We start from the raw sequence: 25,608 nt of genomic DNA, 5'->3' as shown, positions 1-25,608 counted from the left end.
TTTATGGTTGAAAGCTTATGAAAGGAAGAGATTGGCTTGTTACTGAAGACGGACAGTATCAAGTCTGTAAATCTGTGAGAGCATGGGATTTGCTGAGAGATAATTATCGCTTCTATCGATTTCTGACTGAAGTGGAAGATGTTCTTAAGGATGCTGAAGATGAAAGCAGCCATCTTCCAGAAATTCGGATGCTAGTCAGGCGATTGATTATTAACTCTTACTGGGTACAAAGTCGGTATTTAGAGCCTTGTTCTAAAACAGGAATTTCAGTTGTTCTCCTTTATGATGAGTTAGGTTTTCCATTTACCGTGCAAACTGTAACATTTGCACCTGGAACTCCATCGACAATTCACAACCACGGAACTTGGGGTGTTATCGCCGTGTTAAAAGGAGAGGAGAAAAATACATTTTGGCAGCGTACACCCAATTCAGAATTTAAGGACAAAATTGAACGGACGGGAGAGTTAACCTTATTTCCAGGGGATGTTATTAGCTTGGCTCCGAATGCAATTCATAGCGTGGAAGCAGTCGGTGATCAACCAACTGTGACTTTTAATATTTATGGTGAAACTCGTATGCAAGAGCGTTTTGAGTTTGACACCGTTAGCCATTTGGCTAGGAATTTCTAACTCGTAGAAAAGCAGGGGGAGATGAGGGAGTGAGGGAGGGAGGGGGATGAGGGAGATGAGGGGGATGAGGAGGACAAATAACTAATAATTAATTAGGAGAAATTTAAATGGCAAGAGTGATTTTTTATGAAAAACCTGGCTGTAAAGGTGGTACTAAGCAAAAAACTCTGCTAACAGCCGCAGGACATGAGGTGGTAGCTTACAATTTGTTGACTGAACCTTGGACTATTGAACGTTTGCGCTCATTTTTTGGCGATCGCCCTGTCGTTGAATGGTTTAACCGCACCGCCCGACGGGTACAATCCGGTGAGATAGTTCCTGAACAAATAGATGCTGACACTGCCCTGTTGCAGATGCTTCGAGATCCGCTATTAATTCGCCGTCCTTTGATTGAAGTGGGCGATCGCCGTGAGGTGGGTTTCGATGTGCAACTGATTGATGCGTGGATTGGTTTACAGCCTGTAGACGAGTCATTGAAGGAAATCAGCGAAAATCTCATGAGTCAGGATTTGCAAAGCTGTTCCCACAAGCATGGACACAAACATGAGCACAAACATGAGCAAGGTTCCTGCAAACACTAAATAGACCTCTTCAATGAATCCAATTACACCCACAGAGTGTAAGTCTGGGAGCAACGTGGACACACAAACAAAACTTGCCTCTACAAGTTCTCACTGTATAAATCCGCGCAGGCGGACTTAGCTTGTGTAGCCGCGAATTCTATTCGCCTGGTATTCTTGTGTACCAGCGACTATGATGGCTTGGGTGATCACTGAAATGCGATCGCCCTTTTTGCTGGTATTCTCCAACAACACAACCTAAAGGGAGTTTTGCAGTAAGGTTGTAGAGAGATGCGGTCATTATCTAAATTTTAATTACACTGCATAGGTAAATTTTGCGAACACCTATTAAAACTAGAATGGAGATTTTGACGCGATAACCTTTTTCTTTCAGAGGAGTTAAAACTTATGTCAGGACAAGCTGTAGGTTCTGTCAATATACCTAGATTGAGTAAAGGCAATCAGGGTGAGGCTGTCAAGATTTTACAACTGCTTTTAGACAATTTTCATGGCTACTCAGTTGCAGTTGATGGCATTTTTGGTACGAACACAGAAAATGCTGTCAAAGACTTCCAAAATTCCCGTGATTTTGTAAATGACCCTCCAGGAGTCGTAGCTAATCAAACTTGGGAGGCGTTAGCTAATAGACAGTAGGCTCGTTGCAAAAGACAATTGGATGAAAATGAAACCACAGATGGACACAGATGGACACAGATAAATTATCTGCGTTTGTCTGCGTGCATCTGCGGTTCTAAATATCCATTAATCCTACTTTTCTAACAAATCTAATAATTGGCGTTTACAAAAAGTGGGATTGTCCCACCTTTCTATCCCTACCAAAATTGTGGGGATTTTTGTTTTTTTTAGTACGTGAGTATTAGTTAAACAGGCTTTGCAATACACCTAAGAGTCTATTCGTCCTGCTATTGTCAATATTATAGCCGCTGCCATGTTGGTTAGGACAAAGACCGCTACGGATAGGTGTAACCAGCCGCTCTGTTAAATTTGCCAATGTCCTAAGCTGTCTGACCACGGCTATAATAGGGATACCCCACCCCAAGAACGCAAAAGACTTTACACGCTCGCTTCACTGCCAATTGCGCAAGTCCTGTCAACATTTAAACTATCTTTTTAACAGGTTACGAGCTTGGGAAACTTATCCCTAGACATGAATCTGGATACGCTTTTCAGTAAATTCCTTTGGTTGGCGCAGTTCGCCGCGTTCTGCCTGCTGGAGCATTAACCAAATCTGAGAACCTAACAAGTCAATTTCTGTAGTCATGAATTGTTCGCCACCGAAACGGCGAATGTTGTCCGACTGCGCTTTGAGAACAGCAGCATCCTGACGGATAATGCTTGATAACAATAACTTTACTATTGGTCGCATCAGCCAACCAGGTAATCCTAAACGGTAAGTGACAACCACAAAGTTCCGGATGTGGAAATCAGATACTGGGGTCATAGCTTGAGTAACCAACAAGCTATAATTTTTTCCAAATCGGTACTCTACTTGTCCAATAGATGGCAAGATGAAGCGATCAAAGTGGCTGACTTCTGCAGCACCTGGTGCAATAATTCGGGCAGCAAGACCAGTGGGGCGGGGTTCGTCAACATATTCGGTCTCAACACCATTCGGCTGACGCCTGATGACAGCCGTGATTTGCTTTTTTTTTGGTTCGCTGCGGAACAAACCTCTATGAACAAAGGCAGTATGTGGTATATCCGTGACATTTTCTAGAGCAGCTAGGAGGGTGGACTCGTAACAGAACTCTTCACGCCAAGTGGTGTAGCCGTTTTCGTTGACGTTAGGAAACTGGTAGGGAAGAGTTGTTGGCTCTGCGTCAGGGTTCCCAAAAATCCATACGAAGCCGTCTTGCTCAACGACTGAGTAGCTTGATGCTTTGATGCGATTGTTTTCTGGAATACTGCACAAACCTGGCACAGCTTGACAAGCACCGCTACCGTCGAACTGCCATCCGTGGTAACTACATTCAAGATAGCCATCTACAATCCGCCCTTGCGAGAGCGGCATATTACGGTGCGGACATCTATCCAAAAAAGCAGATGCCTTACCGTCTGCCCCACGGAAAAGAACCAGTGGAATACCAAGAACTGTACGTGCCACCGGCTTGTCGCGTAGCTCTTTTGACTGGCACGCAATATACCAATAGTTCGTCAACCGTGCTACTGAGATATGGGTTTTAGTAGGCGGCAAAGTTAGATGCGGTTTTTGCACTTCCATATTTTTATAATCCCATTCCCACCTTTTGGCACAAAACAGTATTTACTTCTATACTTTACACTCAACTTGCGTGTATATTAAAAATAGTTACTGATTCAGTATAATACTGAGTAACAACTTTATTTTGTATTTAGAATTTTTTTTTGGGAAAAAATTAGGTTCACTGGGAATTATAAAAAGCTTTTAGGATGCAAAGTTACCTCAATGGCTAGCAAGCAAAATTTTGGAGCAGTGGTAATAACTGGCGCATCAAGTGGAATAGGTGAAGCCTGTGCTATTTACCTTGATAAGTTGGGATACCAGGTATTTGCTGGTGTACGCAGGGATGCTGATGGTGAGCAGCTCAGACGCAAAACCTCAGTTAGACTTACACCGCTTTTGTTAGACGTTAGGGATGAAGCATCGATTATGGCAGCTGCAAACACTGTGAGTGCGGCTTTGAACACTGTTGGTCTTGCTGGTTTAGTCAACAATGCTGGTATAGTCGTTGCAGGTCCACTCGAATTCCTCCCTGTCGCTGAGCTAAGAAAGCAACTCGAAGTGAACGTAATAGGACAGATAGCAGTCACGCAGGCATTTTTACCACTTTTAAGAAAGGCTCAGGGTCGTGTTATCAACATTGGTTCTGACAACGGCAAGGTTTCTGTGCCTTTTCTGGGTCCCTATTGCGCTTCAAAATTTGCAATGGAAGCGCTTACAGACGCGCTTCGCATGGAGCTGCAACCTTGGGGTATTGAGGTTTCGATCATCGAACCTGGCACTGTCACAACGCCAATTTGGGAAAAGTCCTCAGATTTAGCCGATGATATCTGGAACAAATTGCCGCCTCAGGCGCACAAACTATACTCAGCTGCTGTAGATGCTACTCGTAACACAGCAAACAAGTTAAGTAAAAATGGTTTTCCTGCTGAGGTAGTAGCCTTCGCTGTTGCCCAGGCGCTTACTGCTAAAAAACCAAAAACTCGTTATGTAGTAGGACTCGATGCCCAAATTAATATCTGGCTCGCCAAAATTCTGCCCGATCGCCTGCTTGACAAACTGATTATTCAATACCTTGGTTTACCGAAAAATCCCTGAAAAAGTCCTTCAGCCCAACTATTAGCTCCCTTTTCTTTTAGGCTTGGCAAAAACAATAACTCCTAAAAATTCCTTTAAGGTTTCCCGCAAGGTTTTTTTAACGTATTGCCCACAGTATAAAGGGTTTGAGAGTCCAAGCTACCTCGTAAGCTAAACGCTCATGTATGGGTAATTTTGCCAGTTTTGCCAAAATTTTTGTAGGCTCTTATTTTGGCGAAGGTATTGTTAAATCAGATGTGATTGTTTGGTTTGAGTGGGCGCGGCGAGAGAGGATTGTGCTGGCAATGTCGGGGGGAGATCATTCGGAACAAGAATTGCATATTGGAACCAAGTAACATGATTAAATATGAGAGATTATGGCAGCGAAAAAACCATGATTGCTAAAGAAGAAATTACTATCAAAGTCCCGTCTGAGGTAGCACAGGCATACCGCAATGCCACGGAAGAAGAACGGGAACAAATTGAAGCCCGGATTGCAGTGTTACTAAAGTCTTCAATGACAAGCAAGCTTGAAGCCATTGCCAAGCTCAGGCAGACAATGGATGAAATTGGCTTCCGAGCCGCCCAAAGGGGTTTAACCCCAGAGATTTTGGAGTCAATCTTGAATGACGACGAATAAAATCCGGGTTGTGTGTGATGTCAATGTCATCATTAGCGCGGTGTTATTACCAGGGAGCAAACCAGATCGCGCACTCAGAAAAGCTCAAGATTTAGGAGAATTGTTGGTGTCTGAGTCCATTTGGCTGGAGCTAGAACAGGTACTCGCTCGACCCAAATTTAATCGGTACATCACGCCAGAAGAACGAAACGATTTCCTGGTGGATTTGTCCGAAACTGTACAGTTCATTAAAGTGACTGAACAGATTAATGAATGTCGAGATCCAAAAGATAACAAATATCTGGAATTAGCACTCAGTGGAAAAGCAGAATGTATTGTGACCGGAGATGATGATAAGAAGAGTGCTAAATCCCTGGAGGGGAATTGAGATTCTGACTGTTCAAGAATTTTTAGAAAAGAATTAGGGTTGCGATTCTGGATAGAGAGTGAGTTAAGTGGCAGAGGTAGTAATTAAATTCAGTTTTTTTCTATCTCACATATCTGCTGTATATTTGACTACAACTATACTGTTTTGGAAAGTGGGAAAAGTGGGTTTGTTGGGATGTTTTATGTAAAGTATTGATAATACTATTGATCAACTGTAAGTTGATGAATGAAGTATATAGTTATCGATTTAACAGATTAATGTCACCCGCTCAGAAACTGCTATCAAGTCTGCTCAAGGAGTTGTAATTTTTTGAGCATTCCTTACAAGGCGCGAATTAGCGATCGCATATTGCAAACTCTTTAAAGAGTAAAACATTCTACATAGTAATTGATTCCTATCTTGATAGAAGTAACGTGCTCCAGGCTTAGTTTCTACTTTACTTGGTGTTTTTTAAGATTTTATTAGTACATATGTACTAATAAAGAATTGGGTGCTTCAGCTTTTGTTCGTTATTTAAACCACTCAGGAAAGCAAATAGGCAAGCAAATTAAGACCGCCCAAAAACGTCTGAAACAACCAAATATCGTGAAGCATATTATAGTGATTTTGTACAGTGTGTAAGTCCTAGTACACAAGTATCTCAAGGTCTGTCTTGAGTGCCCGCAAGTTCAAATTTATAGTCATCAGATGGGTGATCTTAAGTAGAAGTAGAAGAAATTTCATTCTTTGGATGTAACTTGAGAATTTTAGGGAGTGTATAACAACTTGTTTTCAGCTAATTTGCTTAAATTCACCACTTTAGTTGACCTTTTAAGAGACAAAGCACTCAACCAACCAAGTCAACTGGCTTTTACCTTTCTAGTGGACGGAGAAAAAGAAGAAGTAAGCCTAACTTATCAAGAGTTAGACCAAAAGGCAAAAGCCATTGCTGTGGTGCTTCAAAGTATGAAAGCCACTGGAGAAAGGGCACTCCTGCTTTACCCACCGGGACTAGAATTCATTGCTGCTTTTTTCGGGTGTCTTTATGCTGGAGTCGTTGCTGTCCCTATATATCCACCCCGACGCAACCAACGCATGACAAGGTTGCAAGCTATTGTAGCTGACGCACAGGCTTCTTTTGCGCTCACCACAACATCTGTTTTCACGAGCATAGAACGCAGCTTAAAAGAAGAACCAGAACTAGCAGCTTTGCATTGCATAGCCACTGACAATATTGCCAGCGACCTTGCTCCTGATTGGCAATCTGACAAAATTAGCAACGACACACTGGCATTTCTTCAGTATACTTCCGGCTCCACTGCTGCACCGAAAGGAGTGATGGTGAGCCATAAAAATCTACTACATAATCAATTATTAATACAGCAAGGATTTCAACATACAGAGCAAACGATTGTTGCCGGCTGGTTGCCTCTCTACCATGACATGGGCTTGATTGGAAATGTGCTTCAGCCCCTTTACTTAGGTGTTCCATGCATTCTCATGTCTCCGGTAGCTTTTCTGCAACGTCCTCTGCGTTGGTTGCAAGCAATTTCTCGCTACAAAGCTACTACCAGTGGTGGACCGAATTTCGCTTATGACTTGTGTGTTCGTCACATTACTCCCTCTGAGCGGTCAGATCTCGACCTAAGTAGCTGGGAGGTGGCTTTCAATGGAGCCGAAACGGTGCGTGCCGAAACTATAGAACGGTTCACAAATGCTTTTACCCAGTGTGGGTTTCGCCCTGAGGCATTCTACCCATGTTACGGGCTGGCAGAGGCAACTCTGTTTGTTTCTGGTGGACGAAAAGCAGAACCACCTGTAGTTCAATCTGTCGAGATAGAAGCGTTGAAGCAAAACCGCGTGGTTCTATCTGGAGGAGAAAATGGTAAAGTCCAAAAGTTAGTTGGCTCTGGTAAAGCCATACTGGAACAGCAGATTGTGATTGTCCATCCTGAGACTTTAAGAACCTGTTCCCCTTCGGAGGTGGGTGAGATTTGGGTGTCAAGTCCTAGTGTGGCTCAGGGGTACTGGAGGCGATCGCTTGAAACTGAAAGCGCCTTCCAAGCTTACTTGCATACAGGTTCCAGTCCGTTTTTGCGTACAGGAGATCTAGGATTTTTGCTGGATGGAGAGCTATTCGTCACAGGTCGGCTCAAAGACCTGATTGTCATCCGGGGTCGCAATCACTACCCTCAAGATATTGAACTGAGCGCAGAAAAAAGCCACCCAGCTTTGCGAGCAAGTGCAAGTGCTGCATTTTCAGTTGAGGTTAGTGGGGCTGAACGAGTGGTGATTGCTTGTGAGGTGGAGCGGAGTTACCTTCGGAATGTGGAATTGGATGAGGTAGCAGGGGCTATCCGTCAGGCGATATGGAACTCACACGAGTTGGAAGTTTATACCGTGTTGCTACTAAAAACTGGGAGCATACCGAAAACTTCTAGTGGCAAGATTCAACGCCTAAATTGCAAGGCTAGCTTTTTGGCTGGAAGCCTAGATGTGTTGCATACGTTCAATTCAAATAAAAATTCAAATAAAACAGTAAAAAATATTTCTGAGCAAATCACTACAGAACCTCTAATTGACTCAGAGCCACAAATGTATTTATCTGTCGGGGAGACTAAAGTTGCCGCAACTTCGGAAATCAGCAAACAGCGGGCTAATGATGTTATTAACTGGCTTCGCAGTTACGGGGGCGATCGCATTAACTCTCGTCTGATTGATGAGCGACGTTGTATACCACCCCATATAGTACTTGATTTAGGAAATCGCGGCATTCTGGGGATGCAAGTAGCTGAAAATTATGGAGGACTTGCACTCAAAAACCGCGACACCATGCGCGTTATTGAACAAATTGCCGCCATCGATTTGACGCTTGCTACCTTTGTGGGTGGCAATAATGCTTTGGGTATTCGTCCTATCCAACGTTATGCCACACAAGCCTTGAGAGATGAACTCCTACCCGTGCTAGCCTCAGGTCGTGAAATGGCGGCCCTTGCAGTTACAGAGCCTGGTGCAGGCTCGAACCCCAAAGCGATCTCAGCCACAGGTGTGGCAAATGGCAAGGGTGGTTGGCAATTGCATGGAACCAAAATTTGGAGTGGTTCTGCTTCTTGGGCGGGTGTGATCAACGTTTTTGTCCAACTCCTTGATGCTAGCGGGCAATCGAGTGGCATGACTGGTTTTGTTGTGCGTCAAGGAACACCAGGCTTGCGAATTGGTCCTGAAGCTCTAACGATGGGAATGCGTGGCATGGTGCAAAACACCATCTATCTCAATGATGTTCCAGTAGAGCCAAGCCATCTTCTCTGGCGACCGGGAGCAGGTATGGAAGTCGCTCAGGATACATTTATGTTCGCCCGATTGGGCTTGGGGGCAATAAGTGTCGGCGGTATGAAGCGAGTTGCACAGCTCATGCATCGCTATGCAACTCGCCGTTCCGTTGCTACTGGTCGTCTCTTGGACAACCCAGTCACACTGGCACGCATGAGTGACCTGACAGCAGCCATTACAACAGTGGAAACACTGGTTGCTTTGATAGCCGAGTTACTTGATGCGGGACATTCTGTTCCGGAAGAAGCGTTTGTAGCCTGTAAAACTTCGGGACCAGAATTTCTGTGGTGGGCTGCTGACACCCTCGTTCAACTGCTGGGGGGTCGTGGCTACATGGAAAATAACCTTGCACCACAGCTCCTTCGGGATGCCAGACTTTTTCGCATATTTGAAGGACCTACTGAAACTCTGAATATGTACCTGGGGTCGAGAGTACTTCACAATAGCAAGGAGCTACATCATTTTCTGTCTCATACTCTAGGAGCATCAGGTGTCTCAAATAGTTTGAAAGATGCTGCCGAACGAATAAATGCACGCTTTTTAGGGTCAAATCGTTTCAATGAGCGTTCCTCTGCGATTCGTTGGGCATCTGTTTTCATTGGCGAAGTTGCCACCTATGCAATTTTGCTTGCAGCAGTTCACAAAGCATATCAGCGCAACCAATCGCAGCAAATACGACGCGCTGTGGAATGGGCGCAGATGAAGTTTGACATAACACTCAATAGCGCCCTGAGCGGCACATCAGCTGAATCTGTACTGCTTGGTGCTCATGAGACAACAGATTTTGTATCCAGCTATGCTGAAGCGATCGGCGATTTGGAACAAACACTTGCAGGTGAAGATAATACTCTAGACGAGTTACTTTGCCGCAACCCATCAACAGCAAGTCAGACTCTGATAACTCACTCTCCGGAAACTGTAAGGTTAGAAGGTAAAGTATCGCAAACAAATTCCATAATTTCTCCCTACACTACTAAATCTATTGAAAATTGGCTAGGAAAATGGATAGCGAATGAATTAGAAGTAGAAGTTGATAAGATTAACCCCCAAAAGTCTTTTGCTGAGTATGGTCTGGATTCAGTGACAGGAGTCAGGCTGGCAAGTGACTTGAATAACTGGCTAGGACGTGAAGTTTCTCCGAACACGACTTGGGACTACCCCACCATTGCCACCCTTGCCCAGCATTTAGCTCAAGAAGTTGATATCCCTACTTCAACTGACTCAGTTGGTGTAGATGAAGTGTCCCAAACAACAGCTGTATACAAAGAATTGGCATTAGACTCCAAATTTCAAAACGGGAATACTCCACTGCAAAAAGATTCAACAGACAGTGACATTCCACCCGAATATTATAATTTCGACCTGTACCCAGAGTACCGCAATCTCCGACAGCGACTTGCAGAAATAGAATTGATGGGTGGGAATCCGTATTTTCAAGTGCATCAAAGGGTATCTAATAACACAACAATCATCAACGGGCAGGAACTCATCAATTACTCCAGCTACAACTACTTGGATATGTCTGGCGATCCGGTTGTGTCTGGTGCAGCCAAAGAAGCGATTGAACGCTATGGCACTTCTGTATCGGCAAGTCGTGTTGCATCAGGGGAAAAACCCTTGCACCGCGAGTTGGAAAGAGAACTGGCAAATCTTGTAGGTTCTGAGGATTGCATCGTCTATGTAGGCGGACACGCAACGAACGTAACGACTATTGGTCATCTGTTTGGACGGGATGACTTGATCTTGCACGACTCACTGATCCACAACAGCATCATAGAGGGCTGCGCGTTGTCTGGAGCCAAAATTCTCCCGTTCCCCCACAACAACTGGCGCTCACTCGATCAGCTGCTGTGTGAGCGACGATACCAGTTCAAGCGGGTACTGGTTGTCATTGAGGGCGTCTACAGCGTGGACGGCGACATGCCCGAACTACCAAAGTTTATCGAAATCAAGAAGCGCCACAAAGTATTTCTCATGGTAGATGAAGCTCACTCTATAGGTGTGCTAGGAAAGCAAGGTCGCGGCGTCGGGGAGTATTTTGGAGTAAATCCTACTGATGTAGATTTATGGATGGGTACGCTTAGCAAGTCTTTTGCCAGCTGCGGTGGCTATATTGCAGGTAGCAAAGCTTTGGTAGAATACCTGAAATACACTGCTCCAGGCTTTCTGTATAGCGTTGGCATATCTCCACCTAACGCTGCTGCTGCGTTGGCTGCCATTGGGGTTCTCAAAGCCCAGCCAGAGCGAGTGGCGCGTTTGCACGATCGCGCAAAACTCTTTCTGGAACTGGCTAGCGAACGAAAACTTGACACGGGTATGAGTAAAAACACACCAGTTGTGCCCGTGATTGTGGGGAACTCCTTACAATGCATACAACTTTCACAGGCACTTTTTCGGCGAGGCATTAATGTCCAACCCATGATTTATCCATCAGTGGCAGAGAACGCTGCGCGTTTGCGCTTCTTTATAAATTGCACCCATACAGAGGAGCAGATCCGCTTCACAGTGGATGCGATCGCCCAAGAATTTGCCAAGATTCGTTTTGAGTATAGTGCAATACAGTTCAGTTAAGACTCGATCCTCCCTAACCCTCCTTAAAAAGGAGGGAATTAAGCCCCCCTTAAAAAGGGGGGTTGGGGGGATCAACAGAATTGAACACTGCTAACTGAACCGTATTGGAATATAGTGTGCAAGATTTAGCTTCTTCTACAAAGGAAAGCAATTTATGAGCAAAACGTGGAAAAACTGGTCAGGATTGGTCAAGTGCCAGCCGAAGGAATTATTGCAACCATCCAGTCTCAACGAACTAGCCGAAATTGTCCGCTCCCATGCAGAATCTGGTCGGTCACTACGCGTAGTCGGTAGTGGGCATTCGTTTACACCGATTGTCGCCACCAATAGCACAATGATATGTCTCAAAAACCTACAAGGTATTGAGAGTGTTGATCGCGAAAATTACGAAGCTACCGTACTTCCCGGCACGAAAATTTACACTCTCGGTAAATTGCTTGCCAATTTTGGTATGGGACTGGAAAATCAAGGTGACATTGACTCTCAGTCTTTGGCGGGAGCGATCGCCACAGGAACTCACGGTACTGGCGCGAACTTGGGTATCATGTCAACCCAAGTCGTAGGTATAACATTGTTGACCGCCGACGGCGATATCCTGGAATGTTCTGCTGCAAACAACCCGGATATTTTCAAAGCGACTCAAGTATCACTTGGTTCTTTGGGTATACTTGGGAAAATCCAGGTCAAACTCCAGCCCATTTATCGGCTGCGTGAAGTTAGGCATACCAGCGATTTGTCAGCTTGTTTGGATCGACTTGAGGCTGCTTGTCGCCAACACAGACACTACGAGTTTTGGTGGTTTCCCCATACAGATCGTGTGTCAATCAAAACACAAGATATGACTGACGCACCGATGAAAACCTCCCAGATAGAACACTTGTTAAACGACGTAATTTTGGAAAACGGGGTTTTTTGGCTGTTGTGCGAATTGTGCCGCAACTTTCCGTCTCTGTGCAAGCAGGTCAGCAATTTATCAGCTCAATTGGTTTCCGAGGGAGAAACCACAAATTACAGCTACCAGGTTTTTCCCACACCCCGAAGCGTCCGGTTTTATGAGATGGAGTATGCAGTACCAGCAGAGAAAGGACCGGACTGCTTGCGCGAGATTAAGGAGTTTGTCGCCCGCAACGATATTGCCGTTCACTTTCCAGTCGAGTACCGTTGCGTAAAGAGCGATGATATTTATCTAAGTCCCGCGTATCAGCGCGACAGTGCCTTTATCGCCATTCATATGTACAAGGGTATGCCTTACAAAACCTACTTTGATGGAGTTGAAGCTATTTTTAAGAACCATCAGGGTAGACCTCATTGGGGTAAAATGCACTCGCGCACAGCTTCCGAACTGAGGGAACTATACCCTATGTGGGATGAGTTCCACTCCATCCGTCACAAACTCGATCCCACAGGCGTCTTTATGAACGATTACTTAAAACGGATATTTGGCGATTAATATCAGCCTTTCTCAGATTTTTGAGTCAGATTATCTATCATATGCTGCACTTTGACAGCGAGTCGCGATCGCTGACCAGGATCTTCAAACTTAAGCCTAAAAATCGATTCCTCAATACAGTAAATAGCTCGGCTAAATTGACCCATACTGGAATGTTCTTGCTCGATCTCACCGATTTTTCTCCCACCTAGCCATTCCAGCAAGGATTTTGAAGCCAAATTCTCCATAGGTTTGTGGACAAGTCCTGCCAAAATGAATTGATGTTGGTCAAATAGGATTTTGGCCATAGCTAAAGCTAAGGCTGGAGCATACAATTTGTATGCCTTACTCGGCAGAACTGCTATCTGCTCGCAATAACTAACCTTGGATTCCAGAATCTTTTCGGCAGTCGGGTCATTCCATTGAACACTTTTTCTCATATCCCATAGAGGGGTTCGATGCAGCGTTTCATTGGGAATACCAATGGTAAACCCCACTGGGGCATTAAGGCGAAGGTCTTCTAGCACCAGTACATACGCCTGTTGGATAAAAAACAAATACTCCTCTCGATTTGACTCTTCTATGAACCCTCCTCGGTTCATGTCTGTGGCTGTTGCAGGGAGAATCAGTTGTGACTTGATCGAGAGCATTTGCTCAACATCGTCCTCTGTTGCGAAGCGAAGTCTCATAATCAAAAGGTTTTTCCTGTATTTGTAGTGATCGTTTTTATCTTCAAAAGCAGCTTATTTCTGTAGTGCCTTAAATTTCTCTTCCCATTTTTCATGATTGGTTTTAATACCTTGAAACAAAGGGGATACGGAAATTAGATATAATACTAACCCGTTAACTAGCGACAACGGAAATCGCAGGGGTCTAACGATGTCGAGCCACAGGACAACTCTGTAATCATCGGTATCGTTCCAGACTTCGTGAGGGAAAGTGTCATCAAAAATTAGGCTCTTACCTTCTTCCCAATAAGCAGTCTGGTCACAAATCCGAATGCGGCAATTCATTTGAGGCTCTGGTACTCTAAGTCCCAGATGATAACGAATGACTCCTTTGATTTTGCTGTAGTGTTCGGGAATATGTTTTCCGGGTGCCAGGATGGAGAAAAATGCTAACTTCATTCCTGGAATTTTCTCAAGCAATTTGGTAGTTTCCGGACACTGCTCACAGTTTTTTTTAGACTTGAAACCATAACTGTAGAAAAGGTAGGTTTTCCACATATTGTCGCCAGCAAGATGGCGAGATCGAGGATAAATATCGTCCAAGTTTGGCAGTGCATCTGTGTATTGCATTACCTGGTCAAGCTCTTTACGAATGACTTTCCAATTCGCTTCTAATTCATAAGCCCACGGAAACTGACTGGTTTCAAAAAAGATAGAGTCTCCCACCAGCGAATACTTAGGAATCAGCAGTGAAAACTTAGGAAGTAGGAAATTCTCTAGCTTTTTGAATAATGTACTAACAAAACTTTTCATCTTTCCTCCGCGACATACCCCGTCCCTCTACAGGGCGGGGAGGAATAGTGGGTCAAACTTGATTTCACTTTTCTTCTGAGCTTGTACTCAATTCGACTTATTGACATTTGAGTAAGTATAAAAAAATATATACTGAAGATAACGTTTTGTCTACTCAAACTGTATTTACTCGGATATTTTGTGGTTAGTTACACTTATTTAAAGTAAGTATAATCTTTAAATATTTTATCTGTATATTTTTCAACTAAAAATGGCATCTGAAAATCATCCGAATTTACATATGTAGGATAAAGGGATGACGAAATATACCACAACCCCCAGACTACAAGTTTTTATCATTACCTGGTTTGGGCAACTGGTCTCGCTTATTGGGTCAGGACTCACTGGTTTCGCCCTAGGCGTTTGGATTTTCCAAAAAACAGGCTCCACGACACAACTAGGCTTGATTTCTTTGTTTACTACCTTGCCTGGTATTGTATTCTCACCTATTGCGGGTGCGCTCGTGGATCGCTGGGATCGGCGCTGGACAATGATATATAGTAGCTGTGGGGCGGGTCTGGCTACGCTGTTTATTACACTGCTATCCCTGACCCAATGGCTTAACGTTTGGCATATCTACCTTGCCATGTCCGTCATTTCGGTTTGCAGTGCCTTGCAGTATATAGCCTATACTGCCGCTACCACGTTGCTTGTCCCTAAAAAGCACCTTAGTCGCGCCAGCGGCATGGTACAAATTGGGGAGGGAGCCACACGGATTGTTGCACCAGCACTAGCAGGCATACTGGTTTTGACGCTCCGAATTCAGGGCGTCCTCCTCATTGACTTCGCCACTTACCTGTTTGCCCTCGCTACGCTGTTGATGGTTAAGTTTCCCAAACCCGAAACTTCTATCGAAGCCCATGTGGCGAAAAGTTCGCTGCTGCGCGAAGCTTTCTATGGCTGGACTTACATTACTGCACGTCCAGGTCTGTTGGGGCTGTTAGTGTTTTTTGCTGCCAGCAATTTTGTATTGGGAATGGCTAGCGTACTAATTACACCAATGCTACTGGCTTTTGCTTCACCCGCAGTACTGGGCAAGGTGCTATCAATTGGCGGTAGTGGTATGTTAGTCGGCAGTATTGTCATGAGCGTGTGGGGAGGTCCGAAACCACGCATATATGGCATATTCTACTTTGCAATGCTACAAGGAGTTTGCATACTCCTCATCGGGTTGCGCTCCTCTATACCACTGATCACAGTCGCAGCCTTTGGCGTTTTTTTTAGTGTGCCGATTATTGCTGGCTGTATCCAAGCCATCTGGCAGAGCAAAGTATTGCCAGAAGTGCAAGGACGGGTTTTTGCTGTGGGGCGAATGATGACTGGGTCGTCCTTTCCACTCGCTTATCTCTTAGCAGGACCCTTAGCTGACTATGTTTTCGAGCCACTCCTGGCTGTTAATAGCCCCCTAGCCAGTAGTGTTGGCAGGATTATCGGCGTTGGAGCAGGGCGGGGCATTGGATTGTTATTTATAGTGCTGGGAACCATGACTATTTTAGCAACTGTTTGTAGTTATCTATACCCACATTTAAGGATGGTAGAGAAAGAACTACCGGATGCATTTCCGACTCATTAACCTTATCGTCGTAAGTCCCGCACTATAACGGTACTCCGTGAGCGTGGCGGGATTCCTCTGGCGGGAAACGACGAAGACATCTCGGACTATCATTAACCGTCAGGTTAATAAGGGAGTGGGATGGCTGAGGAGTTTCCACTCTCCGGGAACTTAAAACGAACAAAAAAGTTTAGAATAGTAACATTAGAGCCTAGCGCTCCTCAAAAAACATTGGTGACGACCAATGAAGCAGGAAATTTCTACGAGGCGACTTGTAGAAGCCACCACGCTCATTCGGTACTCCGAATCAGTGGTGGGAGAACGTCACGTGGATTTGATTTGCACGTACAAAGCCCGCCTTCGCAGCGATGCTCACTCTTGGAGCCGCCCCTTGGGCGATCGCGCCATATATGCCCGAAGGCTTTTTAAAAGAAACCCTTACCCCACCCAAATCAAAGATTATGGCTGGGACTGCGCTCAACATTTCTGTTCAAATCGAGCAAAAATATTGTTTTTATATCCTCTTTGTGGGGTAGGACAGCGACATGACTGACCATCTGCATCATAGGTTTGCTATGACTGCTAGATTTTGGTAGTGAGCGAATCGTTAAGAGTGGTAATTCCACGATATCGGGCGGTTCATCTACCGAAATTCCATAGAGTTCCCCTTGGGAATCGTGTGTAACCACCATAAAAGATGGGTTATCCACGCAGTGATGTAAACCATCTAAGCCTAACTGTTCATGCAAGTCCAAAACCTTAATCATGTACTTGCCTATCTGAACTAGCCCCATTGTTGTTAGCTTTTTGCTGTTTGCAGATGAAAAATTTACTACCTTCAGCACATCGCTAATCGGCAGCGCTAGGAGATAATCTGCAATCTTAAAAACAATAAACTTGCCTGTTTGTGACTCGTCGTACATTATCCTCTCCTAGCGGCAACTTCAGTATTTTTTTCCAAGATATCTCTCAGTGTCTCCAACAGCATATGCTCTAAATAAGGTTTGGTAATATAACCGTTTGCCCCCAACTGGGAAGCAAGCAGGCGGTGCTTCTCACTACTTCGGGAAGTCACCATAACTACAGGAATATCAGCCAAAGCACGGTCTCGCTGACGATTTTTCAGAAACTCAAACCCATTCATACGTGGCATCTCGATATCGCAAAATACCAACTGGATGTTTGTATGGTATCGAAGTTGTTCAATCGCTTCGTAACCATCTTTTGCCTGAAGGACTTGGTAACCAGCCTTCTGTAAGGTTAAAGCCAGAGTTTGGCGTACTGTAATTGAATCATCCACTAAGAGAATAGTTATCTTTGGTCTTTCGTCATAGTCTGAATTTGGTGATTCTGGTAACGTAGCACGAGCTGAGGATAGTAATCGCGGCTGCTCTATTCTGGAAGTGAGGATGACGGGTGTTGAACTAGCTAAACTGCTATTGGTACGATGATCGGTTTGCTGTTCAGACAAAGATTCCATCAATGTTGATCCATCAAGTACCAATGTCAGGCGACCATCAGCAAGAATACAGCTTCCGTAGATGTAGCGAGGTGGTACAATCATAGCTCCTAAGGGACGGATAACCAATTCTTGGTCACCAATGAGCTGATCTACTTCTAGACCGAAAAGTTTATCTTGACAACGAATCAGAATAACGGGCATCCCCTGTTCTTTAGAACGGGAATGCTTAGTCTTAAACACTGAGGGTTGAGTGACGGATGAGGAATAATTTAGGGCTTTAGTAAGTTGGTAAATTGGGATAAGTTTCATAGCAGCGCCCTTACCCCACTGGAGGACTTTGCCTCCTTCCCAGGAGCGAATCTGCTGTGCTGTAGGAATAAGAATTTCCTCGATGGAATTGACAAACAAGGCGTAGGTTTGGTTGCCCGCTTCACACAGTAGTAAGTTGGCGATCGTTAAGCCCAAGGGAATTTGCAGTCTGAACATTGTGCCCTGATTGGGTTGAGAATAAACCGCAACTGAACCTCGAATTGTTTGCAAATGAGTGCGAACCACATCAAGACCAATTCCTCGCCCGGAAAGCTCATTGACACTAGAAGCTGTAGAAAAGCCTGGTTCAAAAATCAGCTCCGTTAGCTGGGCTTCATTGAGACTGCGAGCTTGTTCTGGTGAGACAAGTTGACATTCTACCGCCTTGGCACGAATCTTTTCAAAATCTAATCCATGACCATCATCGCGAACTTCAATCACCAAGTACCTGCCCTGATGGTAGGCACAAATTTCAATCTCACCTTTCTCTGGCTTGCCCCGTTTTTGTCGGCTTGTGGGCAATTCAATTCCGTGGTCAAAGGCATTGCGAAGCAGATGCAGCAGGGGGTCATACAGTTTTTCAACCACTGCTTTGTCAACTAAGGCGTCATTTCCACGGAAATTGAGAGTTACTTGCTTTTTGTGTATAACTTCTAGTTGATGCAAGATACGGGGAAAGCGTTCAAACAGATGTCCCAAGGGCAACATCCGGGCTTCCATTAGAGAATCACGGGTATTTGTCAACAACCGACGTTGTTTTTCCAAACTCTCCTGAGATTGGCGAGCAAACATTTCAATGGCGTCGGTAGCTTCTCCTAATTGCACGGCGTCTTCTAGAAGCGACTGAACAAGATTATGGAACTCCTTAGAACGAGTCGTTATAGAGGTTTTGATTTGAGTAGAATACACCGGGCGTGGCAGAATGTGGTGTTTATACGAGGGCAGGGGGTTAACTGTATGAACTCCTATCAGGGATTGAAATAGCTCTAGAGAATCAAAACGTCCATTATCCTGCCCATTGCCAACCAACCACTCTTGTTCTGGGACACTGAACTGGCAATCAGACAAATCCTGTAACTGATTCAGTAACTGCTGATGCTGAATCAGTTTTGTGACGAGTACTCGAACGGTAGCCGACAGTTGTTCGTTCTGGAGAAATTGGCGATTTTGGTTTGTTAACAATTCTCCGATCAAGTAATTCAGTTGTTCTAAATGCTCAACATTAACTCGTACGGTACGAGTTGAGGAGGAGATGGAAGATTGGGGAGGTGGGGAGATGAAAAGATGGGGAGATGAGGACAGGTCTGGTTCATTAGTCCTTTGCTCATTCGCTGCTGGTTCCTCACTATGTAATTCAGTGTCAAGTGTAGTTTGAGTGACTGACTTTTGAGCATCGATGAGTGAATCTTGGGAATCTTGGGGTGAATTGTGGAGTAGTCCGCCCAGTTGTTGTAATGCTAAAGATGGTTGACCGCCTTGACTTCTGTCGCCATTTAGCACGGCTGTTCGTGCTTCTTGAAAGTTTGCCAGAGCAACGCGGGCAATAACTACAGCTTGCTCAGGATAGTTGTCCAAGCCAGCAAGTACCGCCTGAGCTATAGCTTTGAACCCTGGTAAATTCAAAGATTCAGCTAAACCAAGGAAAACCTCTGCCTTAGTCCTAAGCGTAGTGGCAATCTGTTCGGGATCACCAGTAGCTATGGCAGTAGCGAGCTGGTCTAATCCTTGGGTGACTCCGACTTCAAAGATAGACTGCGTCAAGTCAAAGCCCAATTCTTCCGAACTGGGAATGTGATCTTCGTGACTAAAACAGTCTCCTAACTTCTCTTGCAGTTCGGCAAAAATAGCAGCACTTTGGTCGAGAACCTCAGTATCATTGACCAACCCTCCTGTCAGTTCAGTCGTTAGGGGTAAGCATAAACACTCATAAGCCTTGAACAGTAGAGCTTCAATTTCTTGGTCAATCGATAAGTCGGGTTTGCAGATAGCTCTAAAAATATCTTCCAACGTGTGAGCCACAGTATTAATCGTTTCCAAACCGACGCTGGCTGCTGCTCCTTTAAGTGTGTGAGTCGCACGCATCAACGTATAAACTTTGTTGATACTGAAGTTTTCTCGAAGGCTAAACAGTTCTTGTTCTATAACTTGCAGCAGTTCCGGCGCTTCTTGGAGAAAGTAGCGGTAGCTTTGCTCATAAATGCTTGGGTCGTTAGTCATGAGTCATGAGTCATTAGTCATTAGTTATTAGTCATTAGTTATTAGTCATGAGTCATGAGTCATTAGTTATTAGGGAGTACCAAAAAATAAATTATCTATTATGTAGGGTGGGTTAGGCGCACGAGAGTTGAGGTCTTACATACATGATCACTAAAGTGCGCCGTAACCCACCATTGTTTCTGCATGACTACAAATTGGAAATTTTTTTAATTGGAAGTCCCTTAGCACTTAGACAAAAGACAAATGACTAATGACTATTAATCAATTGACCTTGAACTGGTCAGCACTAGCCTGGAGATTTTGAGCCATTGTTAAAAGTTCCTCAAAGGATGTGGAAATTTCAATTGAACCCTCTTTGGTTTGGTTAGCAATAGCTGCGACCTCTGTCATGGTTTGTGTTACTGATTCAATCTGCTGACTTTGTACCTGTGTTGCTTGGGTAATACCCACCACGAGTTGGCTAATTTGGGTTGTGGCTGCAACGATGTCGTTTAGATTGTGACGAGCTTCGTGTGCCTGTGTTGTTCCTGTTGCAACTTGCTGAATGGCATTTTCCATTGCTACGGAAACCTCTGCTGTGCCCTTTTGGATTTCCTGAACCAGCAGTTCTATTTCAGTCGCGGCTTCAGCAGACTGACGCGCCAAAGAACGCACCTCATCAGCGACAACGGCAAAACCGCGTCCGTACTGTCCGGCTCTGGTCGCTTCAATTGCCGCATTTAGCGCCAGCAGTTGAGTCTGAGTCGTAAAGTTGCTAATCAAATTTACGACCTTGGAAACCTTTTGAGAAGATTCTGAGAAGCGCTTGAGGCGCTTACTGGTTTCCGCCACTGTCTCTCTGATGTCAAGAATGCCGTCCACAGTGCGGTTCATCGCCGCATCTCCTTGCTGGATGGTTTGATTTGCCTGTTGAACTGCTTGTTCCACCTGTTGAGCGTTTGTTGTTACGGCTTTCGTGGAATTGACGATCGTTTGGATTTGCTCCAAAGCATGAGTTAGCGACTGAAACTGCTGCTGTGCTTGGGTTGATAAACCAATGACAGAAGATTCGCTTGCTTGAGAGGTTTGGGCGAGTTTCCTTGAAGCTGTTTGCACCTGCATGACGATTTTTCGCAAACTTTGCAGGGTGATATTGTAGGCGTCGGCGATCGTGCCAACTTCTCCTTCTGTCACGGGAGCTCGGACTGTCAGGTTACCTTGCAGTGCCGGTTGCACCGCCGACAGCAACTGCATAACCTCTTGTTGAAGTTGCTCTTTTGCTGCTCTTTCCCTGGCGCTTGCTTCTGTCAATTGCTGTGCCTGAGTTTTCAATTTCTCCAAGTATTCTGCTTGTTGTAAAGCAAGACCAATTTGCACGCCTACCTGAGCTAGTAAATTGACATCTATCTGCTCCCAATGACGCGGTGCATCATTTTGATAAGCTCCTAATAGACCCCAGAGTTGCTCGCCCTTAAAGATGGGCGCAATCATGTAAGCCTTCGTTCCCCATTGTTCTAGCATTTGGATGTGGCATTCCTCATGCCCAGAAGCTCGGAGATCGTCTACGCTGAGAGTTTCTTTGCGACGATACCGACCGCCCCTGGTTTCCTGAAGATATGTATCTTCGGCTCGACCTAGCTCAGTTCCTGCAACTTTCACCCAATCGCTACCAAAATCCTCGACCAAAAATTCACCACTCCAGTCAGGATCAAAGCGGTATATACCTACCCGGTCAGTTTTCAACTGTCTGCGTAATTCCGAAACAGCCATCTTTAGCAGGTTGTCAAGTGAAAAATTCTCCTGAATCAGAGCTAACCCGAGTCGGTAGACCAGTTTGCTGTAGATTGTTCCTTGTTCAAATGACTTAGCTAACTTTTGTGACTGCACACGGAGTTCTTCAATATACTCCGCCTGCTGCAAAGCCACTCCTAGTTGAGTTCCAATTTGCGCTAAAACCTTGACTTCACCGTCTTCCCAGTGCCGTGAGCCGCTGTGTTGAAACGCCGACAACAAACCCCACAGCTTCTGCCCTTGGAATATAGAAACCACTACGCAGGATTTGACTCCAAACTCCTCTAAGGCTTCTACATGACAATCAGTCAGGTTAGCGTTGTAGATATCATGCACGACATAAGGTTCATTGTTGCGGAATCTGCCGCCCTGGTGTTCGTTCAAATAGGGGTCTTCCCAACCACTGCCGACTAATTTAGGCAATCCCCCAAACTCCGACTCTACGATAAAGTCGCCGAAATAATCCGGACGAAATTTATAAATCGTTACTCGCTCTACGCCCAGAAGTTTCCTGACTTCTTGGGTCGTTGTCTTGAAAATGGTGTCAATGTCTGAAGTCTGGCGAATCTTGTTGATAACTTTGGCGGCTGCTCGTTCTCGGTCTGCAGCTTTAGCTACCTGGACGGATTGCTCCTGTAATTGTTTCAGGTACTCGGCTTGTTGTATAGCTATCCCCAGTTGATTGCTAATTTGAGTCAGAACTCTGATTTCACCTTCTTCCCAGTGACGCGGGCTGGAGTTTTGATATGCTGCTAACAGACCCCAAAGCTTTTCTCCTTTAATAATCGGAGCAATGACATAGGCTCTAGCTTGATACCGCTCCAAAATGTTAATGTAACAAGGCGAAAAGCCTGCTTGGTAAATATCGCTGACAACCCTAACCTTTGCTTCAGTGGAAAACTGTCCTCCTTGTGTTTGTTGCAAATAAGTATCTGCAACACTAGTTTTTGTCCCACCCAGAATTTTCACACTGCACTCGCTGACATTGTCTTGCAGGAGCGGATTGTCTAATTGCTCCCGCATCAAAGATGTCCATCCACTGGATACTGATTCGGCAACAAATTCCCCACTCCAATCTGACTCAAAGCGGTAGAGCACGACACGCTCTGCTTTGAGGAGATTTCGGACTTCATAAGTTGTTGTCTTGAAAATGGTGTTGATGTCCAACGAGGCGCGAATTTTGTCGAATACGATCGCCAACGCTCGCTCCCGCTCTGCTGCTTTGGTCATCTGGAAAGATTGATCCCGCAGCTGCTCGAGGTACTCCGCTTGCTGTAGAGCGACGCTAAACTGAGCTGCAATCTGCTTGGCAAACTCAATTTCATCCTGCTGCCATTGACGTGAGCTACTGCATTGATGAATGCATAACAATCCCCACAGTTCACTTCCTTTAAGAAGCGGCACAATCAAGTTTGCCCGGACTTGAAACTGCGACAGAACCTCAATATGGCAATCGCTCAAGTTTGCATTGTAGATATCAGCAACCGCCTGAATTTGTCCTTTGGCGTAGTGAGCGGCATACTGTTCGCCAAAACAGTGGTCGTGAACTTTTGTAGCCAGCGCTGAACTATAGCCTGAGGTCACATCTTCAGATACAAATTCGCCATCATCAAAGCCGGATTCTGGATCAAAGCGAAACACCCCTACCCGGTCAGCGTTGAGGAGCTGTCGGACTTCTTTCGCCGTTGTCTTGAAGATTGTATCTAAGTTCAAAGACTGGCGGATCTTCTCTATCGCTTTGGCTATGACTTTTTCCGTGAGCGCCTGTTTTTGCTGTTGGGCGCGAAATTCTGCTGGCTGTAGGAGTACAGTCAGTTCGGTGACAATCTGGGAAAGCAGGTTGATTTCAGCTTCTTGCCATTGACGGGAACCAGAGCATTGCTGCACCACGAGCAAGCCCCACACTTGCGAGGACACACAGGAGTGCGAACCGTTGTTGAGAGAAGTGTCCGTCACCTCTACCACAATTGGCAGACTCAAGCTAGCTTTGACCTGAAACTGTGTGAGCAGTTGCAGTTGGTAGGGACTCAGAGCTGTTTCGTGGATATCATCTAAGGCTAATACTTGCTGTTGCTGGTAGTTTAGTTGATTTTCATAGCCATTGGCGATGCTAAGAGAGGAATCAGCCCAAAAGGCGATCGCACTCAAGGACTCCCCCAGACTGGGAGTATAACCAGCCACCATCGACTCTGCCAGCACCGTGCCCTGGTTTTCTGATTGGAAACGGAAGATCAGCGCCCGATCCACTTGTAAAACCTTACGAACCTCAGTCACTGTGGTTCTCAACAGAGCGTCAATATTTGCTGTTTGGCGCATCCGACTGACGATGCTGAATAACTTTTGCCGCTCGTGCTTGAAGTTTTGTTCGCAAGCGACAGCCAGATTCGCCTTAAACTGTGTTTGCAATTCTTGAACCCACTTTTCCAGATGGAGAAGTTTCTGATGAGCTTCTGGTTTGACCGCTCCCACCTCTTCAAGGTCTGCTTTGATACCAGTCACTAATTCCAAGGCTTGGTGTGGATTTAACCCAGCTATTTTGCCATTGCCATTCTGCGACGGGGAATTGAGTGTTTGCTCGCTTTGCTCAAAATCCTGTAAGACCATACCTAAATCCTTGGGGTTTATATCCTTATGTTGATCAACTTGGTTTCTGCGGTTATTGAAATAACCGGAAAAGTACTTAGAACTCAGGAGCCAGAATAAACAATTCCCTATTTGAGTATCGAGAGTGAAGTTTTGGTTCTCAGTAAGTTCACAAGCCCATAAATTCGAGGGCATGAAAAATTCTTTATGCAGCTTAAATCCCCCAAATTTCATCGCTGGGGACCCAACTCGTGTGTTCTGCGTTCTGCCCAAGCTGAGTTCTTCTTAAAATCTTTTTAAAAGATATAAGACTTCAAGAAACTCCTGTTCGGTGTATCTGCCACAACTGATACTGAGTAATACCTGTAACATCCAAAACAGTACTGCCATTCGGCAAAGCCCCTAGAACAAAAGGTAGGAGTTTGGGAGGAAATAAGCCCGGTGCCTTACGCTGCAGTTGTTGCAAGTCGTGTAACTCAATGTCATCAACTTGCGGCACTACTAGACCCACAGCATATTCGTTGACTGTAACGACGATCGCTACAGGGGTTCCCGCAGCAGTCAATGGAGGATAACCAACAAGATGGTTTAAGTCTAAAAGCCACAGCATTTCTGCGCGCCAATTACAAATTCCCAAAACGCAACTCGGCATTTCAGGAACAGGTAGAATTTCTGCTAAATTGACCTGGATAATTTCTGCAATTTGCTCTAGAGGTAATAGGGCACTCTCTTGAACTCCAAGGGGAAAGCGAAGCAATTTAGAAAGGTTGGTTTCTGGGGGGAGTGGGTCTAGTCCTAATGGGTCAAAACTAGTCACTGCTAATACAGATTGAAATGACTCCATAAATTCAAGAGCGATAATTCCTAATTAATAATTTCTATGTAATTAACAAGATAAAGAATTACGAAACACTAAATTATGCGCCCACTCCACTGCTGGAAACCTGAAGTCAATTGCTGGATTGTTTGAACTAGGTGTTGCTGGTTTACCGGCTTAGGTATATAAGCATCAGCTCCCAACATCGTACCCCAGAGTTTATCAGCTTCGGTTCCTTTGGTTGAACATATTACCACTGGAATACCCTTGGTATTGGCATTAGTCTTGAGTTCACGGCACAATTCAAACCCACTTTGCCCTGGCAAAATGACATCGAGCATGACCAAATCTGGTGTCTGCAATTGCAGTTTTAGCTGTGCCTCCTCAACGCTTTTAGCCGTCATCACTGTTATCCCTGCTTGTTTGAGGTAAAGCGTTAACACTTGCATTTCTGTTAAGCTATCTTCAACTAAAAGGACTGTAGTCATAAAAAAAAATTCCGTAATACAACAGTATTTATTTTTTAGTAATCTTCTACAAGATTAATGAGAATCCGTAAGTTTTCATTAAATTTG

General features: G+C 44.9%; 18 protein-coding genes. 10 read left to right on the top strand and 8 right to left on the bottom strand.

Annotated features, from left to right (window positions below; all coding sequences use genetic code 11):
- Positions 1-17: 17 nt before the first annotated feature.
- The 3 genes from AACT52_RS29245 (at position 18) to AACT52_RS29235 (ending at position 1,843) form a co-directional block, all read left to right on the top strand.
- The gene (locus AACT52_RS29245; RefSeq protein ID WP_073634329.1) at positions 18-629 is read left to right on the top strand and encodes a cysteine dioxygenase family protein; all 612 of its coding nucleotides are present in this window, start codon (positions 18-20) and stop codon (positions 627-629) included.
- Between the two features lie 107 nt (positions 630-736).
- On the top strand, positions 737-1,210 hold the full coding sequence (locus tag AACT52_RS29240) for an ArsC/Spx/MgsR family protein (protein ID WP_073634328.1): 474 nt from the start codon (positions 737-739) through the stop codon (positions 1,208-1,210).
- 387 nt (positions 1,211-1,597) lie between these two features.
- The gene (locus AACT52_RS29235; RefSeq protein ID WP_073634327.1) at positions 1,598-1,843 is read left to right on the top strand and encodes a peptidoglycan-binding domain-containing protein; all 246 of its coding nucleotides are present in this window, start codon (positions 1,598-1,600) and stop codon (positions 1,841-1,843) included.
- Between the two features lie 508 nt (positions 1,844-2,351).
- Here the strand turns inward: AACT52_RS29235 and AACT52_RS29230 are convergent.
- The gene (locus tag AACT52_RS29230; RefSeq protein ID WP_073634326.1) at positions 2,352-3,431 is read right to left on the bottom strand and encodes an aromatic ring-hydroxylating dioxygenase subunit alpha; all 1,080 of its coding nucleotides are present in this window, start codon (positions 3,429-3,431) and stop codon (positions 2,352-2,354) included.
- Between the two features lie 204 nt (positions 3,432-3,635).
- Here AACT52_RS29230 and AACT52_RS29225 point away from each other — a divergent pair, with 204 nt between their 5' ends.
- The 6 genes from AACT52_RS29225 to AACT52_RS29200 all read left to right on the top strand — a co-directional run bounded on the left by AACT52_RS29225 (position 3,636) and on the right by AACT52_RS29200 (position 12,824).
- The gene (locus AACT52_RS29225; protein ID WP_073634325.1) at positions 3,636-4,508 is read left to right on the top strand and encodes an SDR family oxidoreductase; all 873 of its coding nucleotides are present in this window, start codon (positions 3,636-3,638) and stop codon (positions 4,506-4,508) included.
- Between the two features lie 164 nt (positions 4,509-4,672).
- The gene (locus tag AACT52_RS29220; protein WP_198941012.1) at positions 4,673-4,843 is read left to right on the top strand and encodes a hypothetical protein; all 171 of its coding nucleotides are present in this window, start codon (positions 4,673-4,675) and stop codon (positions 4,841-4,843) included.
- Between the two features lie 11 nt (positions 4,844-4,854).
- Complete coding sequence (locus AACT52_RS29215; protein WP_073634324.1) at positions 4,855-5,127, top strand: hypothetical protein; 273 nt, start codon at positions 4,855-4,857, stop codon at positions 5,125-5,127.
- Positions 5,114-5,494, top strand: coding sequence for a putative toxin-antitoxin system toxin component, PIN family (locus AACT52_RS29210; protein WP_233154102.1), 381 nt, complete (start codon positions 5,114-5,116; stop codon positions 5,492-5,494). The genes AACT52_RS29215 and AACT52_RS29210 overlap by 14 nt, the downstream gene beginning before the upstream one ends.
- 780 nt (positions 5,495-6,274) lie before the next feature.
- A complete protein-coding gene (locus AACT52_RS29205) occupies positions 6,275-11,374 on the top strand; it encodes an aminotransferase class I/II-fold pyridoxal phosphate-dependent enzyme (RefSeq protein ID WP_158054807.1) in 5,100 nt (1,699 codons plus the stop codon).
- A 154-nt stretch (positions 11,375-11,528) separates the two neighbouring features.
- Entirely contained in the window at positions 11,529-12,824 is a 1,296-nt protein-coding gene (locus tag AACT52_RS29200; RefSeq protein ID WP_073634322.1) for a D-arabinono-1,4-lactone oxidase, read from the top strand.
- Between the two features lie 2 nt (positions 12,825-12,826).
- Here the strand turns inward: AACT52_RS29200 and AACT52_RS29195 are convergent, their stop codons facing one another.
- Both AACT52_RS29195 and AACT52_RS29190 read right to left on the bottom strand, forming a co-directional pair.
- A complete protein-coding gene (locus tag AACT52_RS29195) occupies positions 12,827-13,492 on the bottom strand; it encodes a hypothetical protein (protein WP_073634321.1) in 666 nt (221 codons plus the stop codon).
- Positions 13,493-13,546: 54 nt separating this feature from the next.
- Complete coding sequence (locus AACT52_RS29190) at positions 13,547-14,284, bottom strand: aspartyl/asparaginyl beta-hydroxylase domain-containing protein (protein WP_073634320.1); 738 nt, start codon at positions 14,282-14,284, stop codon at positions 13,547-13,549.
- A gap of 295 nt (positions 14,285-14,579) precedes the next feature.
- Here AACT52_RS29190 and AACT52_RS29185 point away from each other — a divergent pair, with 295 nt between their 5' ends.
- Entirely contained in the window at positions 14,580-15,896 is a 1,317-nt protein-coding gene (locus AACT52_RS29185; RefSeq protein WP_073634319.1) for an MFS transporter, read from the top strand.
- A gap of 431 nt (positions 15,897-16,327) precedes the next feature.
- On the opposite strand, the gene AACT52_RS29180 is transcribed toward AACT52_RS29185, so the two are convergent.
- The 5 genes from AACT52_RS29180 to AACT52_RS29160 all read right to left on the bottom strand — a co-directional run bounded on the left by AACT52_RS29180 (position 16,328) and on the right by AACT52_RS29160 (position 25,521).
- Complete coding sequence (locus tag AACT52_RS29180; protein ID WP_073634318.1) at positions 16,328-16,798, bottom strand: chemotaxis protein CheW; 471 nt, start codon at positions 16,796-16,798, stop codon at positions 16,328-16,330.
- Positions 16,798-19,863 (bottom strand): hybrid sensor histidine kinase/response regulator, encoded by a 3,066-nt coding sequence (locus AACT52_RS29175; RefSeq protein WP_073634317.1) that lies wholly within the window; start codon positions 19,861-19,863, stop codon positions 16,798-16,800. The genes AACT52_RS29180 and AACT52_RS29175 overlap by 1 nt, the downstream gene beginning before the upstream one ends.
- A 261-nt stretch (positions 19,864-20,124) precedes the next feature.
- The gene (locus AACT52_RS29170; RefSeq protein WP_233154101.1) at positions 20,125-24,411 is read right to left on the bottom strand and encodes a GAF domain-containing protein; all 4,287 of its coding nucleotides are present in this window, start codon (positions 24,409-24,411) and stop codon (positions 20,125-20,127) included.
- A gap of 118 nt (positions 24,412-24,529) precedes the next feature.
- Positions 24,530-25,060, bottom strand: coding sequence for a chemotaxis protein CheW (locus AACT52_RS29165; RefSeq protein ID WP_073634316.1), 531 nt, complete (start codon positions 25,058-25,060; stop codon positions 24,530-24,532).
- Positions 25,061-25,128: 68 nt separating this feature from the next.
- Positions 25,129-25,521, bottom strand: a complete 393-nt coding sequence (locus tag AACT52_RS29160; protein WP_073634315.1) for a response regulator transcription factor — start codon at positions 25,519-25,521, stop codon at positions 25,129-25,131.
- Positions 25,522-25,608: the final 87 nt, after the last annotated feature.

This window comes from Scytonema sp. HK-05 (assembly GCF_963872035.1).
Lineage (GTDB): Bacteria > Cyanobacteriota > Cyanobacteriia > Cyanobacteriales > Nostocaceae > Kalymmatonema.
This window is presented reverse-complemented; position numbering and strand designations above follow the sequence as displayed.